This is a genomic window from Erwinia sp. AC075 (assembly GCF_979253995.1).
This window is the reverse complement of sequence record NZ_CEEDEU010000001.1, coordinates 3,928,653-3,946,606: the sequence shown is the minus strand read 5'-3', so window position 1 is coordinate 3,946,606 and position 17,954 is coordinate 3,928,653. Positions and strand designations below refer to the sequence as shown.

The following is a 17,954-nucleotide window of genomic DNA, read 5'->3' as shown; positions in this document are numbered from 1 at the left end:
CTCCCGGTTCAGTCATTCAGGTGAGTGATAAGCACATCCACCGTGAGGTGGTTAATGTATTCCGCCGAGCGGGACGTCAGCATTCCCATAAAGCGGTTTCGGTGCCCGGCAAGCACGAGGTCCACGCCCAGCTCAGCGATGCACTTCTCCACGTCCTCAAAGCGGCGCATGGTCACCAGCTCCCGCATGTCTACCGTCTCAGGCACGGAGGCCGCCAGCTCGCTCATAAACGCTTTGGATTTCAGCACCTCTTCCGACACGACGTCGTCCATCAGGCTGTCGGACACGTAGTTCATTTCCCGGTAGTCGTCGCTGATGTGGGCCAGGGTGATTTTCATGCCGAGCGGCTGCGCCAGCGCGACCGCCCGCTTCAGCAGGAGGGTGCCGTCGTCTTTATCGTTCACAAGTATCAATGCATGGGTGTAGCAGGTCATAATGAACTCCCGTTCTGGTTGAGGCGGGACTCAAGCCACGGCAGAAGCTGTTTTTTGCGGCTGAGCATACCCGGTACGGAGCAGGAGGCCGCGTTAACGCTCTCCCGCCCGGCGAAATAAAGCGTTGAAAACCCGGCCCGGATGTCGGTCAGCATCAGCACCGCCAAACCAGCACCCGACTGGTCTGCCAGATACGCCAGGGCAGCGAGCAGGTCGTCCATCACGGTGGCAACCTGTGACGGGGAGCTGACCTCAATCTGGGCGATGCGCACGTCAGTGCCGGCAATGACGAAGGCCTTGAGGTCCCTGTCCAGCAGCAGCTGTGCGCTGAGGCCGCTGACGTCAGTTTTTGCCGTAAGGAGGTCACGGGCGAAGGCTCTGCGGTTTACGCCGGACAGTACGCCCAGCTCGGTAGCCGAACGGATATCGTCTTCGGTCGTGGTGGGCGAGCGAAGATTCACGGTGTCGCTCAGGAGTGCACCCAGCAGAAGAATGGCAAGCGTCGGGGGCAGCGTGCGTCGCGCTTCAGCGTTCATAAGCAGCCACAGCAGCGTGGCGCTGCTGCCAAGCGGGCGTATGTGTACCTCCGGCGGCAGTTGCGTTATCAGTCCGCCCAGCCGGTGGTGGTCAGTGATCCCCACGATGTTGCTCCGGAGCAGGTCGTCAGGTCCCTGCGCCGGCTCGGTGAAATCGACCAGCCAGACCCGTTCATCCTGTAGCGGAATATCAAGCCGTGGCGGCAGCGTGAGTCCGGCGGTGTCAAAGATAAAATGGGTTTCGCGGTTAGCTTCGCCAAGACGCCATGCGCGGGCGTCCATGCCGCGCCCGGTCAGCCAGTGCGCGGTGACGAAGGCCGTGCAGATGGCGTCGCTGTCAGGATTGATGTGGCCAAAAACGTGTATCACAGGTCTCTCCCCGAAGAGGGAAGTACGCAGGCCGGGAAGAAAGTAAGGACGGCCTGACGCACCTCCTGAAAATCAAGAGTCGCATCAGGCGTCATCAGCTCCGGAACGGAGCGGTTGGGAAAGGTGGAACGCCATCACCTTGTCATATGAGTATAGAGCCGGTTGCAAAACCTGTCAGTATTATTCTGCTGGCGCCCTCAGCCTGCCAGCGCAGCCCGTGCCTCGCAGAGTACCCGGCGAATGTTTTCCGTCACCGCCGGACTCGTGCAGAGCGAAAGCGGACTGGGGTGCGGCATCGTCAACACGGGGACGCCGGGGTACAGATGATTGACCGTCCCGCGGGCCTGAGCCGCTACGGCACCGGCCAGCACCACCACGCGCAGCGCGGGCAGATACGCCAGCACGTCCTCAAGCAAGGCGCAGCCTCTGCGGATGTCCGCCGCTGACGGCCGTTTCTGCAGCCCGTGACTGACCCAGGGCACCGTATTCCACAGCACGCTGTCCTGACGCGAAATACCGGCTTCCGCCAGAAACCGCCCAAGGTTCTGCTGGGCCGGCCCCGGGTTATCACGCGACACAAACCGCGGTGACGGGCTGCTGCGCGCCGGCGACTGCAGCAGGACGAGCAGTCCGGCCCTAACCCCGCCGTCAGCCGGATCAAACCACGGCAGTTCTGCACCGGCCTGACGCTGGCCGCTGACCCAGCGATTCAGCGCGGCCACATGCGGCGCGGTGACTGCCGCGAGGCATTCCTCGCGTAAAAACGAGTCCTGCATCGATGTGCTGGTTTCACTCACGGCTTCCGATCCAGGCCTGCCAGACAGGGAGAAACAAACAGTTTACCGCTCCATGCCCCACGCACTGTTTTCACCGCGACAAGCAGCCACATGGCCGCCAGTATGACGACAAGAAGCGCACCGAAGCCTTTAAAGAATGCGAGGTCAATCAGGGTAGACAGCTTGAGCGTGGCCACGGTGTACACGCCCAGCGGGAAGGTAAAGCCCCACCATCCAAGGTTGAACGGGATGCCTTCACGGAAGTATCGCACGGTTATCAGCGTGGCCAGCAGCATCCACCACAGGCCGCAGCCCCAGAAGAGAATGCCGGCAACGAACCCCACGCCCTGCGCGATGTGACCGATTTCCGGCATGCCCGCCGCGGCAAACACCCCGGGCGCATCTCCGCCGATGACCAGCATGCCGAGCGAGCCGGTGCCAATCGGACCCAGCGCCAGCCAGCTTGAGGCCGCCATGCTTTCGTGCGGTAGCTTGTGCAGCGCCATACGCAGCAGCAGAATGGCGAGGATGCTCAGCGCCACCGGCACGGAGTACGCCCACAGCACGTAGCTGGTAATAATGATGCCGAGCTGCGCGTGTGGGGCAGCAATGTGCGGCGCCAGCAGGCCGCCGCTGACCGCCGCGACCTCGGCTGCCACGACCGGCAGTAACCAGACGGCAGTCATCTGGTCAATACTGTGCTGCTGCCGGGTAAACATCATGTAGGGAATGCACACGCCGCACAGCAGCGACATCGCCACGTCCAGCCACCACAGGGCGTGTGCCACCTGAATAACGTCTGCGCCCCAGCGCGGAAGACCGAACGCCAGCAGGCCATTGATGATGGTCGCCATGCCCATCGGGATGGTGCCGAAGAACATGGACACGGTTGAATGGCCGAAAATGCGCTTTGCCTCTCCGAAGTACATCACCCAGCGGGCCAGATACATCACGGCAAAGACGCTGAACAGGAGGATGTTAAACATCCAGAGCCCCTCGGCGACAAGGCGCAATCCCGGAACCTGCCAGGGGAACTGCGCCAGAGACAGCGACAGGATGCCGGTCCCCATGGTCGCGGCGAACCAGTTAGGCGTGAACTGTCGTATGGCCTCTTTCGGGCTGCTCAGCGCGCTCAGCGGACGCGCACCGTTATGCAGGGTGAATATTTTATCGTTCATGCCGGAATCTCCTGAGTAGACAGAAAGATTATAGGCATGTCAGAGTAAATCTTTAAAACAGGTTATTTAGCTAAAATAAATCTATAAAAGTGATTAACCACCCCACTTTGCGAAGGATCGTCACTGCGCTGGAGTAAGGGAGGTTTCGCGTCAGGTCTGCGGCGGGCTTTTAATCGTGGCCATGACACGGTTCTTTTTCAGGTCAACCACCGCAATGCTGAGGTCTTTATTCAGCACCCACGCGCGGGTACCGTCCTTGTTGAAGACAATCGCCTGACGGGGCGCATCCAGTCCGGTGACGGTGGACACCACCTTACCGGCGGCGGTATCAATAACGGAGAGGCTGTTGTCGCCAAGGTTGCCGCTGTAAACATAGCGGTTATCCGGCGTCAGCGCGGCACCGTAAGGGTCCTGACCCACGGGAATGGTTGCCGTAATGACGTGCTTTTGCGTGTCAACCACGGCGATTGTGTTGCTGCCGCTGTTAGCCGCGTACAGTGTGCGGCCGTCTGCGCTGACAGAAATGGCGCGCAGCTTGCTGAAGCCGGTTATCTCGCCGCGAATGTCGCCCGTCACGGCATCAACCAGGGTAATTTTATCGCCCTTAAAGTTGGTGACGTAGACGGTTTTGCCGTCCGGGCTGATTTTAATGCCCTGACGGGGCTGGGCAAAACCCGTCACAACTGCAATGGGCCGGTCATGTGTAAGGTCATACACCGAGAGCGTGCTGGCGGCCTCGTTATTCACATACAGTCGCTGACCGTCACGACTTATGGCCGTGCCGAATGCCCCGGGCCCCAGCGGCAGCGTGGCCGCCACGTCAAGCGTCCCGGTGCTGATTTTTTTGACTACGCCGAGACTGCTGTCAGAAAGAAATATGGCCTTACCGTCCGGAGAGAAAAGTGCATTACGGGGGGTGACGTAGCCCTTCATCACCTTTCTGACTTTCCCGGCAGCCAGATCATAGACCACCACGTCTGAGCGCTCACTGTAGGACGCCACCGCCGTTTTTTCATCGGGACTGACAGCAAGGGAATTGTTGTGGATATCGCCGTCAAACGTCCAGCGCGCTTCTGCAGCACCTGCGATGGTACTTATGAGGAGAAATGCCACCGCGGTCAGTCCCGGGATTCTGTAATTTTTTATCATTATTTCTTCCTGCATAAAGTGAAAGATAAAAGCGCATTGCCCGATTGAGGGCTTCAGAATAAGCGTGGCAGATTAAATCCCGGCGGGGAAATCGATTTTCCGGCTATGTCTTACCACCCGTCAACTTTCCTCCCTGCCAGTAAGCATACCGAAGTGGTTCAAGGCTGAATAATTCCTGTTCAGAAAATAAACTTCAGAGGAATGGTAACTTATTTTTTTGTTTAAATTGCATTCCACATAAACCACTCGATGTCGCAGCGCCTTATGACGGCACTGGAAGAAATGACGCCCCGGTTAGAACAGTACTCCATTGATGAAATGTTCCTCGATTTAACCGGCATCGATGGCTGCGAAGACTTTGAGCATTTTGGCCGACGGCTGCGCGCACACGTACTGTCCACGACTGGCCTGATCGTCGGCGTGGGCATGGGCCCGTCAAAACCCCTGGCAAAATCAGCCCAATTGGCAAGCAAGGAATGGAAGCAGTTCCGCGGCGTGCTGGCACTAACGCCCGGCAATCCTAAACGAACCGAAACCCTTCTCCTGAATCAGCCTGTAGAGGAAATCTGGGGCGTGGGGCGCCGCATCGGTAAGCGCCTTAACCTGATGGGTATTGAAAACGCCCTGCAGCTGGCGCGAGCGCACCCTGCCCTGATCCGCAAGAATTTCGGCGTTGTGCTTGAGCGAACCGTGCGCGAACTTAACGGCGAATCCTGCATTCCCCTCGAGGAAATGCCGCCGGCGAAACAGCAGTTCGTCTCCAGTCGCTCTTTTGGCGAGCGCATCACCACCAAGGTGGCCATGCAGGAGGCGCTCTGCCAGTACGCCGCGCGCGCAGCGGAGAAGCTCAGGAAAGAGCGTCAGTTCTGCCGGCACGTTGGCGTGTTTATCCGCACCTCGCCGCACGCGAAGGATGAGGTGTTCTACGGCAACAGCGCCGGCGAGAAGCTCCCGCGCCCGACGCAGGATACGCGTGACGTCATAGAGGTGGCCATGCGATCGCTGGACCGCATCTGGCTGGAAGGTCGCCGTTATATGACTGCAGGCATCATGCTTGATGACTTCACGCCGCATGGCGTCAGCCAGCTGAACCTGTTCGATGAAGATCAGCCGAGAAAAAACAGTGCGCAGCTGATGAAGGTGCTGGACGGTATTAACCAGTCCGGGCTGGGAAACCTGTGGTTTGCGCGTCAGGGAGTGAACAACGAGTGGAAAATGAAACGGGAGCTGCTTTCCCCAGCATGGACAACACGTTGGGAAGATATTCCGGTTGCCCGTGTGCTGTAATGCTAAACAATCTGCCCTGCTGATCTTGATTGGTATAGCCCTGATTATGTCAAAATTCGGAAATAAGACGCTAATGGTCGCTTCCACGTAGCCGATAATACGGGAAATAATCCACCGGTGGTTGCCATGAAAACATCAGCAAGGTTAGCTCTCCTGTTACTAATGTCATGCAGCACATCCGTAGCTCACGCCAAATCACCCTGCTACACGCTGGCTACAAATGCATACTTCAGCAGCAGTCTGTCACCCACTCATGCCACTCGCGAAAACCTTCAAAACTCTAACGAAATCATGGCCAACGCAGAGACGTTCTGTAAGCGTATGATTTAGGCAGTAAAAACCAAGAAAGTTACTGCCGATGAGTTGCGTGGGAAGGCAACGGAAGCCCTGAAAGCAGCCCGTTAAGAATTCGAGAAGGACGGAGATGGGTAAGCAGAGTACATGACTGCGATATTAAAGGGTTTGGCCGATATAGCTGAATGATGAAAGGTCCACTGTTTACTGCAGGCTGTTCAGCCAGACTACGAAGCCACAAACACCACCCTTAACGTAACCTTTCCTGTCGATCTTGCGACAATTCGGCATTGGCGAGTGCCTGAAAAGCGGAAACCTGATTTCTGCCTTCATCACGAAAGGCATCAATAAGCTCAATATTCCCGCCTTTATTAAACGTTATGAATTGAGACACAGCCAGCTGAGTTTCAAAGGCAGCGTGTCTGATTTCATTGTTTGAGGTAACCGAGATCTCATTGTGAATGCGCAAATAACGCACATAGTCGTCACCGTCAGCGCTGCATTGCGTATAGAGATATGTCTGCATAAGTGATTGTGACAAAGAAAGAAATTCAACATACCGCTCCGTTTTCTTGGCTGTTTCTTTCAGTTCCAGCGCGACAGATTCCTTTTTTAGCTCGTGACGCTGAGTTAACTTCAGTGTCAGATAGCCACCTAATATTGTTAAAGCCGAACCAAGGCCAATCTTAACGGCATTATCTGCCACCTCTACCCATTCAGATGCCATCTGTTATTCCTGTTTTGCTGTACTTTACAGGCACCAGTATAAATACTCCTCAACTGGTATACACCGCTTATTCTGTCCAGTTCTGACATCTGCAGCTGCGCGACCGTCAGAATAACTGCTGGCACAACCCGGCATCGATGCGCCTGAAAACCCGAAGATCGGCTGGCATCTTTCCGCAATCAGTACTGTAAAAGTGCCGTAATACCGTGTCGCCCGGTCATTTTTATTTCACCATTTGGCCGCTACCATTCAGTACTTTTCGCCATGCAGGCCTCTGTTTCATTGCAGCTGCGCGTCCAGCTGAACAGCCGCTGGAAAATCCGGCATCGATGCGCCGGTGCGGTCACTGAACTGGTGGCAGAATTCACTTTTTTCGCCATTGCTGCCGCACTTGGACGTTCAGGTAATTCTGTCCATTTCAATTGGTCGCGCTGAAACAACAGGCCTAGTAGAATGGTCTGATTCATTGATTTTATAAAGGTGAGCCAGTGCCTAATTTTGAGATTCGATATCGGCTGCTCCCCCTCTACTCCCATACAAATGGAAATGCCGAATATGAATATTATTGAAGGCGTTATTGTTAACGACCGTTTTCTGGAATCCATAGCAATCAATCTGCATGAAGAAGCTAAACAAGCAAAGGCAGGCCATTGCTTTAAAAAAATCGTCCCTGCGATGGCTTTTTATTGCTTTACGCTTGAATCAAAATTGCTGACTTACGGTAAAGCCGTATTTACAAAAAGAAGTGAGTACAAGAGTTACACCAATGCCACGTTGTCCGGTAAATTTGAATGGCTGTCTAACAGATTAGAAGTACCGAATATTGAGCCGATAAAAAAGTGCAAGGAAACAATACTTGAAATGGTCGCTTTCAGGAATGCTGTCACTCATTCAAAAAATATCGATGTTGAAGAAGAACGCAATCTGACTGGTCTGGAAATATTTCACGACAGGTATGTACGCGTATATGACGACGAGAAAGATTTTATGGCATCTTCCACACTGGAAAAACTGAAAGATTTCAGTCAGGCCATCTATGTACTTGAGCAGATCTGGGTGATTCATGGATTAAAGCATTTTAATGGTGATTGGTCATCGCTGTTAGTTGGCATTTCCAGAGGGAAGGTCATTAACCGCGATCAGGAGACTTAACGCCAGGCAATCAGTAACCCCGGTATTATGCTTTAAACCGACACCTTTTTCCCTTCCAGACACGCTGGACAGACTGCATATTCTGTCCAGTTGCGTGCTCCCTGCATTCAGTCCTGGTGACTCCCGGCATGATGGTTTAACATCGATGCAGCCGATAAAGGATACTGGCGGAGAGCATATGGATTTTATATTTGATGTAGTTTCCGGACTTTGTGAAGGTTCAGAAATCATGCCTTATCTGATGGGCGCAGCGCTCGCCGGTGCGGCTATCGTTGCTCATCTTCTTTTCCGGTTATGCCGCGCCACCCTCACCCACTGACGCCCGCACTTTTGCTGCCCTGGACACACAGGTAATTCTGTCTAAACATGCAGAACGGCGTTTTAAACATCTTCAGAATTCAAACTAACTAACTGGCAGCTTTGAGCGAGGAGCAGACCGTCAGGTTTGCAGCAAGACGGCCAGTGGACTGGCAATAATAATTGAAATTATACCCATGCCTTATTTTGGATAACTACTCTGTATCCATCTGGATCAACAAATGTCCTTCCGTTGATATCCCAGTAAGGGTTAAATGAATTCGTCATGTTGAATCCGGCTTCTATCATCCTTGCACAGGCATCTATCCACGCATTTTCATCTGAATAATAAAGAACGAGTAAATCTTCCTCAGTTTGCAAAGGTTGAATGGGATGACTAAGGCAAAAGGTGAATTCAATGTGCCAGTCTAAGTCCTTCCGTCCTAACATCAGTCCATTGAAACCGTCATGATCATTGAATTCAGCTATTTTGTGTAAATCCAGTCCCTGACTGTACATCAGAAAAGATCGTTCAAGATTGGAGACGGGTTTGGCAATACGCATATGAGTAAACAATTGGATATTCTCCGCTGAAGCTTTTTACTTGAGCCTTAAAATTCAGCTCAAGTTTACACATGATCATATTCTCAATTTATCCAGGAGAGCTTACAAAATGTCCGCAATTGACGCGAAGCGACCTGTGCGCTGCACGGTCTGCAATGAGCGAGGAGCGGAAGTCCGCAATCGTTCTCACAGATGTTGGCGGATAAACCCATGGCAAATAATATCTATTATCGCTTAATTGGCCACAGACATACCAATGTATGTGTGTGAATGGTCAGTTTCGTTTTTCTAAGTCGGCTAATGCATATCTTCCGCGTTCTGCTACTGATGGCGACCTATCAGAAGCCAATATATTTGCCAGATTGAATGCTTCATCACCGATGTTATTCAATTCTTTTATGAGCATTTCGCCAGCTATACGCCGAACCATTGGCGAACGGTCGGTTGTTGCCATTCTCAAAGTATCAATAAAGGGGCGAGTTGTAGGTATTATTCGTTCTTTTAAAGCAGGGATGCGTCGCTGTATGCCGTATATTTTATCGATCCAGTGCCATGTCAGCCCTTCAGCCCAAACAAATTTACTTTCAAACTGACAACGATACGCTTTGGCTCGCAGGGAGGGTTGAATTGATTTTTCTGAAATCTCATCTAAAAATTTATCCAGAGCTGTTGTGCGTCCTGCCTGTGAAAATATAGTAGCAACAGGCCCTGAAGAGGATGTTAGAAGCCGTTTTTTTAAAGCATTAATTACTTTCTCCATCATAACCACTTTCATGAGGACCTCTTTCTCGATATCTTCCATTCTCCCCCAAGAATCCCAGTAGGGAAGAGTTATAAATAAAACATCAACAATAAATTCAGGGTCAGATCCTTCAGCAACCAATGGCAAAGCATCACGCGCTGCAGCTCTTACCTGCGGAACCCAGTCATTTAGCCTCCGAACAACTAAAGCTAATAAAAAACCATTTGGTGCACCACCAGATAGTGTCCTTAGCGCTCTTTCGCGTCTGAAACCATCAGCGCTACATATGTCCATCCATCTGAGTGTTCCAACTTGCTGGAAATCATTATCACTTTGCTTCTGACTATACTGTCGAAGTGAATAGAAAATCTCTGCTCGAATTAATCTTTCCCATTCATCGAGGCCTTTTAAGGATAGCTTTGAGGTGGCATTGATGAATTTTGATATGTCAGGTCTTATTCTTTGATATAGGATATCGAAAGTGAGTGATTTTTTAATAGATGCAATGATTTCTTGCCGAAGGCTATCCTGCTGCAACATGAGACAACTTCCTTTATAAAATTTTATAGGCTTACATTTCTTTTAAAGTGACAAAGAGCTAAAGTCAAGAATCATTTATCTATCAGATTTTTATTTATATAAAGTTCCCCCGAGTTAAAGGTGACGAAATGCGCAAATAATAGACTACACAAGAAAAGTCAGTCTTGAGCTTAAAGACAATGCGTCCGCTTTTGGCACATTGCAGACTGCCCCCCTTACTAAAACCCGGAAATGATCAGCCCCACCTTCAACCCAAATTCTCACACGTCACAATCTTCAAATCGACCTTCCCGTCCTCATACAGTGCAGGTTGATACCCGGTTTCCAGATGACTCAACAGCAGCTCGATCGAAAGGCGCGCATGCTGATGGGCATTTTGGTCGAGGGTGAAATCCACCGCATCCTCCTGCAGCATGGCTTTGGTGATGCTGTACAGCTCATGGGTGATAAAGGCGCATACGCCCAGCCGCTGGTGCTTTTGCAGGATATCCCGCACTTCGGTATTGCCCACGCCGGTGTTGTAAACCCCGGCCACGTCATTTGACAGTGAGAGCGTCGAATCCAGCAGCGAGCGGATGGTGTCTCGCTGATCCTGTCCGGCCAGCGCTTCCCGCAGTTTCACCTGCGGCGCGTGGGCAGCCATCGCATCGCGAAACCCTTCAATGCGCTGGCGGTGGGCGCGATAGTCGATGCGCCCGCTGACCATAATCACATCGCCAGTGGTATCGATCGTTTTGCTCATCAGCAGTCCTGCGGTGCGGCCTGCCTGATACTGATTAATGCCGACGTGGCAAAGCCGTTGCGCATCCGGGATATCCGTCACGAAGGTGACCACCGGAATGCCGTTGGCATGACAGTGCGCCAGCGCGTCGTGGATCATGGGATAGTCATGACCAAACACGATCAGGCCGTCGCGCTTCTCACTGCTGGCGATAATGCGTTGCGCCAGAATCTCTGGCTGCGATTCCGGGATAAAAGTGCGATGCAGCGTTAAGCGCTGATAACCCAAATGGTTGGCGACGGCACTCAGATCGTTATTCAGCCGCTGAAAAAACGACGAGGGATTGCTGCTGAGAAACGCTTCGATCTGCCACGGCTGCTTATGCTCTTCCGGCAGATAGCGCTTAAGCCCCGCTTGTCGCGCGGCATGCAGCACTTTTCGCACCGTCTCGGGAGAAACGCCGCCGCGATCGTTGAGTACCCGGTCTACCGTGGCCACGCCCACACCGGCCATTTTCGCCAGCATTTGCAGGGTTAACTTTTTCATTTTTACTCCCGGAAACCCGGTAAAAATCCTGACGAAAACATGCCGCGTTCACTTTCTGCATCACAGCGAAAAACAGGGCGATAGGTTGGATGAAATTCTTTGCCGACGCGTCACAATTCGAGCGATTGCAGGCAGGACACCTTTTTGTCCGGCGCAAAAAAGCAGCAGGCCCGAGGCAATGATGTAAAACCATCAACGAAAATCTTGGTCGCGATCACGCTACGAATTATTATCCCCCGAGTTTGTTAATGCTTTATTAAACACTTTATTTACATGTGAAGTAAATATCTCTGATTTGATATTTAGAATTATCTAAATATCACGAATTTCTATTCCAAAATTAAAATAATAATTCCGCAATGTGATCAATTAACCGGCAGGGAATCTATGAAACGCAGAGAGTTTCTTACCTCAATGGCAGCATTGGGTGTGGCGACGTCATTGCCTGGCGCTCAGGCTGAAGTCGTCACCGGTGGCCAGCCCTGGCAACCAGGAAAAGTAAATACCCCTCCCACTCCGCCTCGCACCGGCGGCTTACAGTTTCTGACCCAACATGAGTCAGACACCGTGGGCATCATTGCTGAGCACTTTATCCCGGCGGATGAATCCAGCCTCAGTGGCAAAGACGCGGGCTGTGCCACCTTTATCGACCGTCAGCTGGCGGGCGATTATGGCAAGGCCGTTGCCGTCTACCGCCTCGGACGCTTTGTGAAAGGCACGCCTGAGCAGGGCCAGCAATCGTTGCTGACGCCTGCGGAGCGTTACCGCCAGGGCCTGACCGCGCTGGATCAGGCTACCCGCAAAGCCTACGGCAAACCCTTTAATGAACTGGACGAAGCCCGCCGTGAGCAGATCCTGCACGCGATGGAAGCCGGTAAATTCGATTTAGGTGCCGACGTGGACACCAAAGTCTTTTTCGAGCTGCTGCTGCAAAACGTCCGTGAAGGTTTTCTCTCCGACCCGATATACGGTGGAAATAAAGAGATGACCAGCTGGAAAATGCTGGGCTTCCCTGGAGCACGTTATGACTTCCGCGATCTGCTGAGTAAAAAAGGGCAGAAGCTGAATATCATCCCCACCAGTCTGATTGATAACACCCTGTAAATACTGGCTGTTATATTTATGTAGAGAGCAAAGTCTTATGAATAACGTGCGTCCAAAAGCTGATGTCGTCATCGTCGGCCTGGGATGGTGTGGCTCTTTGATTGCCGAAGAGTTAACCCGTGCCGGCCTGAATGTTGTTGCCGTTGAGCGCGGTCCGTGGTTTGAAACCGCCACGGATTTTCCCCCGTCGATAGATACCGATGAACTGCGCTGGGATACCCGCCGCAGTATGCTGCTGCCGCCCGCAGTGGAAACCACCACCTTCCGCAATAACATCACCCAACAGGCGCTACCCAGCCGCGACTGGAACCTGAATGAGCTGGGCTATAACGTCGGCGGATCCGGTACCCACTGGGCCGGCATGGCGTGGCGTTTCACCCCGTTCGATTTGCAGCCGTACACCCAGACCGTTGAGCGCTACGGCAAAAAGCAGATTGCTAAAGGGCTGATCCTGCAGGACTGGGGCGTGACCTATGACGAGCTGGAACCGTTTTACGATCGCTTCGAAAAAATCGCCGGCGTGTCGGGCAAAGCGGGCAAGCTGAACGGCGAAGTGATCCCGGACGGCAACCCGTTTGAAGGCAACCGCAGCAGTGAATATCCGCTGCCGCCGCTGGAAGGCATGCGTCTGACCGATCTGTTCCGCGATGCGGCAAAATCCCTGGGTCAGCACCCGTTCATGGTGCCGGCGGGCCAGGCGTCCCGCGCCTACGTCAATCCGCTTGGCGTGCGCATGGGGCCGTGCACCTACTGCGGTTACTGCCTGTATTACGGCTGCGGTAACTTCTCTAAATCCAGCCCGAACGCCTGCGTGATCCCGGCGCTGATGCAGCGTGAGAACTTCACGGTGTTGACCGATTCCGCCGTGGTGAAGGTCAATAAAGCCGACGACGGCAAGACCGCCACCGGCGTGACCTATCTGGATCGCAATAAAAAAGCGTGGTTCCAGCCTGCGGATATCGTGATCCTTTCGGCATTCCAGATGCAGAACGTACGTCTGCTGCTGCTTTCCAAAATCGGCGTGCCTTACGATCCGGTCAGCAAGAAAGGCGTGGTCGGCCGCGCCTACAGCTTCCAGACCGTGGCCGGTGCCACCCTGTTCTTCGAAGACGAAAACCTCAACCAGTTTATTGGTGCCGGCGCGCTTTCGCAGCAGGTGGACGACTTCAACGGCGATAACTTCGATCACACCAACCTCGGCTTTATTGGTGGAGCCGGCATTCTGGTGGTGGCGCGCGGTGCGCGTCCGATTGGCAATGCCGACGCCCTGCCGCCAGGCACGCCGCGCTGGGGCAAAGAGTGGAAAAAAGCCTATACCCATGCGTTCCAGAACGGCACCTTTATCTTCGGCCAGGGCACCAGCTATTCCCATGAGGATTACTACCTTGACCTGGACCCGGAATACAAAGATGACAACGGCAATCCGCTGCTGCGCGTAACCTTCGATTACAACGAAAACGACCGTCTTGCGGCGAAGTTTATCGAAGAGAAAAGCGTGGAAATCGGCAAGGCAATGGGCGCCAAAATCGTCAACGGCACCAACTCCGCCTCGGGCCACTATTCGCCGTATAACTTTGCCAGTGACCACACCATCGGCGGCGCCGTGATGGGGACCGACCCACAGACCAGCGTGCTCAACCGCTATCAGCAAAGCTGGGACATGCATAACCTGTTTGTCCTTGGCGCTTCATCGTTCCCCAATAATGCCGGCTACAACCCAACCGGCACCATCGGCGCACTCAGCCTGTGGACGGCAAAAGCCATTATTGAGCAATACGTGAAAAACCCCGGCCCACTGGTGAAGGTGTGACATGAAAAAGACCAAAATTTTGGGCGGCGTGGCGCTGATTGCCGTCGCCGTGGCCGCGGGGTTGCTGTGGCAAAATGGCACTACCCGCGCGGATGACGTTGCGGATAATACCCTCCTCACCAGCCAGCCGCCGGGAGCGGAGGATGCTGCTGCCGTGGCGCGCGGGAAATACATTGCCATCGCCGGCGACTGTGTGGCCTGCCATACCGCACCGGAGAGCAAAGATGCCTTTGCCGGCGGCTATTCGATTAGCACGCCGTTTGGCGGCATCGTTGCCAGCAATATTACGCCTGATACGGAAACCGGGATTGGCAGCTGGACCGAGCGTGATTTCTATCGCGCGGTGCGTCACGGCAAGGGCAAAGACGGCGAAAACCTCTATCCGGCGATGCCGTATAACGCCTACGTGAAAACCAGCGACAAGGACATGCACGACCTGTGGATGTATATGCGCTCGGTGAAGCCGGTGAATTATCACGCTCCGGAGACCCACCTCGGCTTCCCGTACAATATCCGTCTGGCGATGATGGGCTGGAACCTGTTGTTCTTTAAAAACAGCGGATACGAGCCGGACACATCCAAATCCACCGAATGGAATCGCGGTGCCTATCTGGTGGAAGGTCTGGAGCACTGTAGCGCCTGCCATACGCCGAAAAATCTGCTGGGTGGCGATACCGGAGCCTATCTGCAGGGCAGTAACCTGGCGGAATGGCATGCGCCGGATATCACCCCGAACCGCTATACCGGCGTCGGCAGCTGGAGCGACCAGCAACTCGTCGACTACCTGAAAACCGGCAGTAACCATGTGGCGGTGGCGTCCGGGCCGATGGCGGAAGCGGTGACCAACTCGACCCAGCATCTGACCGATGCGGATCTACGCGCGATTGCGGTCTACCTAAAATCGCAGCCGGACTCGGGGACCAAAGCACCACAACCGCTGGCGGCCGATTCGGCGCAGATGAAAATGGGTGCCAACGTCTATTCCGCCAACTGCAGCGCCTGTCATAACAGTGACGGCAAGGGTATCCCGCAGCTTGCGGCCGGACTGGCGAACAATCCGGGGCTGATGGCGGACGATGCGTCGTCGATTATTACCACTATCCTGCAGGGTGGCCGGGGTGCGGTGACGCAGTCCAACCCAACCAGCGGTGCGATGCCGTCGTTTGCCTGGAAACTGTCTGATGAACAGGTCGCGGCTGCCGCAACCTATCTGCGGAACAGCTGGGGCAATGCCGCGCCGGCCGTAACGGCCGATGATGTGGCGAAAAACCGGGCGTTGATAAACATGCCCGCGCAGATGCCAGAAAAGTAGTGGGTTTTGTTGCGATGAAGGCCGGCTTGCCGGCCTTTTTTACTGACACGTTAATGCGCTGAGCATCCTGCCCGCGCAGCCGCCTTACTGCACCACAAACCGTGAGATCGACGCTTCCAGCATCGATGCCTGGTCGCGCATCGCGCTGGCAGCCGCCGACGACTCCTGAACCAGCGCCGCATTCTGCTGGGTGACGCTATCCATCTGCACGATAGCCACGCCAACCTGAGAAATTCCGCGGTTCTGCTCGTCGGACGCCTGAGCAATCTCGACCAGTATGCTGGTGACGTTGCCGACAGAGTTCACGATCTCATTCATCGTTTCGCCTGCCTTGCCGACCAGTTGCGATCCACTGCCAATGCGCGCGACGGATTCAGCAATTAAGGTTTCAATCTCCTTTGCCGCCTGTGCACTGCGCTGGGCAAGGTTCCGCACCTCGCTGGCGACCACCGCAAAGCCGCGGCCCTGTTCGCCCGCGCGGGCAGCTTCCACCGCCGCGTTCAACGCCAGGATGTTGGTCTGGAAGGCAATACTGTTGATCACGGTGGTGATATCGGCAATTTTACTGGAACTGGCGCTGATCTGATTCATGGTGTCCACCACGCTTTTAACCAACACGCCACCTTTGTTTGCCGTCTCGGAAGTGGCGCGTGCCAGCTCGCTTGAGTGGTGAATATTCTCCACATTCTGCTTCACGGTGGCCGTCAGCTGCTCCATGCTGGCCGCCGTTTGCTCGAGCGCGGCCGCCTGCTCTTCCGTTCGGGCCGAAAGATCGTTGTTCCCTGTCGCAATCTCTGCGGACGCCTGGCTGACCTGGATAACACCGCTGCGAATATCGCCAATGATGCTGCGCAGATCGTTGCTGATGCCGCCAACCGCTTTCATCAGCTCGCCCAGTTCATCCCGACGCGAGGTCTCCAGACGCACGCTCAAATCACCCTGCGCAATCTGTCGTGCGATCTGCAGCGTGGCGGCGAGCGGACGGGTGATCTGCCGGGAGATAATCACCGCAATGACAATGCTGGCGATGACCGCAGCGGCAAGGATCATCAACATCCACAGAATGGCACTGGCGATATCTTCATGGGTGGCACTCAGTTGCTGGCTGAACAGCTGATTACTGGTGGTAGTCAGTTGCGCCCCCGCCGCGCCAAGCTGCCGGGTCGCCTCCTCTTCCGCCAGCGCCGACGTGTTATATTCCTGCACGCTGTCGCGTCTGGCGGCCAGCAGCACCGCCAGTTTTTCTATGGCATTGCCGTCCTCAGGGCTGAGGCGCGGCCTGGCCTGCTCAATAAGTTGAATCGTTTCAGCTAAAAAGCCAGTTAATGCCTGACGATTCTCAGCGCTGTTATCCAGCTCCATCAGCCGGACACGGACGCTGACACCGGCAAGGTGTTTAGCAATGTCTGTCAAGGCGGCGGCCGTACCGTCCGGCGAGGCGCTGTATTTTTGCGCCATCTCCTCAGCGTCGGCGGTTTCACCGCTAAGCCTCAGCGCCTGCAGGATAATTTGACGGGAATGCACTTCGCTTACCGTCTCTGCACGATGCTCACGGTAGACGCTCATGGCGCCCGGAAGTGACGCAATCAACTGACTCTGTTCGGCATTCCAGTGCCGGGTTTTGAGTTGGTCAATGTTGGTTTCTACCGCCCGCAACCGCTCTTCATTCGCCGCGATAAATTTTTCATCATGGGTTTTTACGTACTGCTGGCGGGCATCTTTGGCCTGTGAGAACTGATCGTTAATGTTCTTCAGCTGGCTGAGTTTGTCCGCACGCTCCGCAATATCCCGCAGGTTTTTAATACCACAGGCCGCTACAGCAATGCTGAGGATCAGCACCAGCCCAAATCCCAACATGAGCTTCCTGCCGACTCTGATATTTTCCAAAAAAACACGTAATTTTTTCATAAAACTCGAATTCCCCTGTCGTGTTGTCCATGTGATTGCCAGTAAGGCCACAGGGTTATCGGCAGGAAGAGTGTTAATTTCACTATTTATAGTTACAAAATTAACAATTACTCAAGTTTACTAGTGTCGGGTAGTGAGAGGTGTCGCTTGCGAGAAAGACAGGGGGAAATGACGGATTTTTATTCTTCTAACTGGTACTGATTTTGGATGATGTCACGCAGAAGAGTGTTGCCGCTGATTGCGCGTTTGTCAAAGCCGGGACGGGAATTTTTTAACAGTATCCCGCCCGGCGGTTATAACAAAACATCTGACCTCTTGGCTTGCAACATATGAACGTAGAAACGGTAGTGGGTATTCCCCGGTGTTGGCATTACAAATAAGAAACTCTTGCATCCAGATACATCGCGCACTTTATAATAGCGTGCTACTTATGTCTCTAATTCATTCTGGCACTTATCTGGAAAAAGTAAAACAATTGCGCGATGAAATTAATGCATCGCTGCAGAAG

15 protein-coding genes, 1 pseudogene and 1 riboswitch are annotated in these 17,954 nt (G+C 53.9%); of the genes and pseudogenes, 6 read left to right on the top strand and 10 right to left on the bottom strand.

The window, feature by feature from the left end; translation table 11 throughout:
- Nucleotides 1-8 precede the first annotated feature (8 nt).
- From AC0IXH_RS18505 to AC0IXH_RS18485, 5 genes are all read right to left on the bottom strand, one after another.
- Complete coding sequence (locus AC0IXH_RS18505; protein ID WP_010260813.1) at nt 9-434, bottom strand: universal stress protein; 426 nt, start codon at nt 432-434, stop codon at nt 9-11.
- Nucleotides 431-1,339: a DHHA2 domain-containing protein gene (locus AC0IXH_RS18500; protein ID WP_010260815.1), complete on the bottom strand. Its 909-nt coding sequence runs from the start codon at nt 1,337-1,339 to the stop codon at nt 431-433. The genes AC0IXH_RS18505 and AC0IXH_RS18500 overlap by 4 nt, the downstream gene beginning before the upstream one ends.
- A 78-nt stretch (nt 1,340-1,417) precedes the next feature.
- Nucleotides 1,418-1,487, bottom strand: a riboswitch (Fluoride riboswitch).
- A 49-nt stretch (nt 1,488-1,536) separates the two neighbouring features.
- A complete protein-coding gene (locus tag AC0IXH_RS18495; protein WP_010260817.1) occupies nt 1,537-2,136 on the bottom strand; it encodes a uracil-DNA glycosylase in 600 nt (199 codons plus the stop codon).
- The gene (locus AC0IXH_RS18490; RefSeq protein ID WP_010260819.1) at nt 2,133-3,293 is read right to left on the bottom strand and encodes a TDT family transporter; all 1,161 of its coding nucleotides are present in this window, start codon (nt 3,291-3,293) and stop codon (nt 2,133-2,135) included. The genes AC0IXH_RS18495 and AC0IXH_RS18490 overlap by 4 nt, the downstream gene beginning before the upstream one ends.
- Before the next feature lie 150 nt (nt 3,294-3,443).
- Nucleotides 3,444-4,442, bottom strand: coding sequence for a YncE family protein (locus AC0IXH_RS18485; protein WP_013199815.1), 999 nt, complete (start codon nt 4,440-4,442; stop codon nt 3,444-3,446).
- A gap of 243 nt (nt 4,443-4,685) precedes the next feature.
- Between AC0IXH_RS18485 and umuC the strand changes: the two are divergent.
- Nucleotides 4,686-5,729 (top strand): annotated as a pseudogene (gene umuC, locus AC0IXH_RS18480) (translesion error-prone DNA polymerase V subunit UmuC); the annotation flags it as partial.
- A 544-nt stretch (nt 5,730-6,273) separates the two neighbouring features.
- Here umuC and AC0IXH_RS18475 read toward each other — a convergent pair.
- Nucleotides 6,274-6,750 carry a peptidase M14 gene (locus AC0IXH_RS18475; protein WP_338572651.1) on the bottom strand — a complete coding sequence of 159 codons (477 nt, stop codon included), beginning with the start codon at nt 6,748-6,750 and terminating at the stop codon, nt 6,274-6,276.
- Nucleotides 6,751-7,305: 555 nt separating this feature from the next.
- On the opposite strand from AC0IXH_RS18475, the gene AC0IXH_RS18470 reads away from it, so the two are divergent.
- Both AC0IXH_RS18470 and AC0IXH_RS18465 read left to right on the top strand, forming a co-directional pair.
- Nucleotides 7,306-7,902 (top strand): hypothetical protein, encoded by a 597-nt coding sequence (locus tag AC0IXH_RS18470; protein ID WP_338572648.1) that lies wholly within the window; start codon nt 7,306-7,308, stop codon nt 7,900-7,902.
- Between the two features lie 178 nt (nt 7,903-8,080).
- Nucleotides 8,081-8,221 carry a hypothetical protein gene (locus tag AC0IXH_RS18465; protein WP_338572645.1) on the top strand — a complete coding sequence of 47 codons (141 nt, stop codon included), beginning with the start codon at nt 8,081-8,083 and terminating at the stop codon, nt 8,219-8,221.
- Nucleotides 8,222-8,388: 167 nt separating this feature from the next.
- On the opposite strand, the gene AC0IXH_RS18460 is transcribed toward AC0IXH_RS18465, so the two are convergent.
- The 3 genes from AC0IXH_RS18460 to AC0IXH_RS18450 all read right to left on the bottom strand — a co-directional run bounded on the left by AC0IXH_RS18460 (nt 8,389) and on the right by AC0IXH_RS18450 (nt 11,312).
- On the bottom strand, nt 8,389-8,763 hold the full coding sequence (locus tag AC0IXH_RS18460; protein WP_338572643.1) for a VOC family protein: 375 nt from the start codon (nt 8,761-8,763) through the stop codon (nt 8,389-8,391).
- A gap of 274 nt (nt 8,764-9,037) precedes the next feature.
- The gene (locus AC0IXH_RS18455; protein WP_338572641.1) at nt 9,038-10,045 is read right to left on the bottom strand and encodes a hypothetical protein; all 1,008 of its coding nucleotides are present in this window, start codon (nt 10,043-10,045) and stop codon (nt 9,038-9,040) included.
- 247 nt (nt 10,046-10,292) lie between these two features.
- Nucleotides 10,293-11,312: a LacI family DNA-binding transcriptional regulator gene (locus tag AC0IXH_RS18450; RefSeq protein ID WP_151036270.1), complete on the bottom strand. Its 1,020-nt coding sequence runs from the start codon at nt 11,310-11,312 to the stop codon at nt 10,293-10,295.
- Nucleotides 11,313-11,699: 387 nt separating this feature from the next.
- Here AC0IXH_RS18450 and AC0IXH_RS18445 point away from each other — a divergent pair, with 387 nt between their 5' ends.
- From AC0IXH_RS18445 to AC0IXH_RS18435, 3 genes are read left to right on the top strand one after another with little or no spacing between them, the layout of a single operon-like run.
- Nucleotides 11,700-12,416: a gluconate 2-dehydrogenase subunit 3 family protein gene (locus tag AC0IXH_RS18445; RefSeq protein ID WP_134823032.1), complete on the top strand. Its 717-nt coding sequence runs from the start codon at nt 11,700-11,702 to the stop codon at nt 12,414-12,416.
- A 37-nt stretch (nt 12,417-12,453) separates the two neighbouring features.
- Nucleotides 12,454-14,226, top strand: coding sequence for a GMC family oxidoreductase (locus tag AC0IXH_RS18440; protein WP_013204439.1), 1,773 nt, complete (start codon nt 12,454-12,456; stop codon nt 14,224-14,226).
- Nucleotide 14,227: 1 nt separating this feature from the next.
- Nucleotides 14,228-15,538 carry a c-type cytochrome gene (locus tag AC0IXH_RS18435; protein ID WP_346568794.1) on the top strand — a complete coding sequence of 437 codons (1,311 nt, stop codon included), beginning with the start codon at nt 14,228-14,230 and terminating at the stop codon, nt 15,536-15,538.
- An 84-nt stretch (nt 15,539-15,622) separates the two neighbouring features.
- Here the strand turns inward: AC0IXH_RS18435 and AC0IXH_RS18430 are convergent, their stop codons facing one another.
- Complete coding sequence (locus tag AC0IXH_RS18430) at nt 15,623-17,446, bottom strand: methyl-accepting chemotaxis protein (protein WP_471720821.1); 1,824 nt, start codon at nt 17,444-17,446, stop codon at nt 15,623-15,625.
- Nucleotides 17,447-17,954 lie beyond the last annotated feature (508 nt).

Excerpts from the sequence above, each read along its gene's own strand:
- AC0IXH_RS18505 (WP_010260813.1), bottom strand. The coding sequence starts at position 434 with ATGACCTGCTACACCCATGCATTGATACTTGTGAACGATAAAGACGAC.
- AC0IXH_RS18490 (WP_010260819.1), bottom strand. The coding sequence starts at position 3,293 with ATGAACGATAAAATATTCACCCTGCATAACGGTGCGCGTCCGCTGAGC.
- AC0IXH_RS18485 (WP_013199815.1), bottom strand. The coding sequence starts at position 4,442 with ATGATAAAAAATTACAGAATCCCGGGACTGACCGCGGTGGCATTTCTC.
- AC0IXH_RS18475 (WP_338572651.1), bottom strand. The coding sequence starts at position 6,750 with ATGGCATCTGAATGGGTAGAGGTGGCAGATAATGCCGTTAAGATTGGC.
- AC0IXH_RS18470 (WP_338572648.1), top strand. The coding sequence starts at position 7,306 with ATGAATATTATTGAAGGCGTTATTGTTAACGACCGTTTTCTGGAATCC.
- AC0IXH_RS18465 (WP_338572645.1), top strand. The coding sequence starts at position 8,081 with ATGGATTTTATATTTGATGTAGTTTCCGGACTTTGTGAAGGTTCAGAA.
- AC0IXH_RS18460 (WP_338572643.1), bottom strand. The coding sequence starts at position 8,763 with ATGCGTATTGCCAAACCCGTCTCCAATCTTGAACGATCTTTTCTGATG.
- AC0IXH_RS18455 (WP_338572641.1), bottom strand. The coding sequence starts at position 10,045 with ATGTTGCAGCAGGATAGCCTTCGGCAAGAAATCATTGCATCTATTAAA.
- AC0IXH_RS18450 (WP_151036270.1), bottom strand. The coding sequence starts at position 11,312 with ATGAAAAAGTTAACCCTGCAAATGCTGGCGAAAATGGCCGGTGTGGGC.
- AC0IXH_RS18445 (WP_134823032.1), top strand. The coding sequence starts at position 11,700 with ATGAAACGCAGAGAGTTTCTTACCTCAATGGCAGCATTGGGTGTGGCG.
- AC0IXH_RS18440 (WP_013204439.1), top strand. The coding sequence starts at position 12,454 with ATGAATAACGTGCGTCCAAAAGCTGATGTCGTCATCGTCGGCCTGGGA.
- AC0IXH_RS18435 (WP_346568794.1), top strand. The coding sequence starts at position 14,228 with ATGAAAAAGACCAAAATTTTGGGCGGCGTGGCGCTGATTGCCGTCGCC.
- AC0IXH_RS18430 (WP_471720821.1), bottom strand. The coding sequence starts at position 17,446 with ATGAAAAAATTACGTGTTTTTTTGGAAAATATCAGAGTCGGCAGGAAG.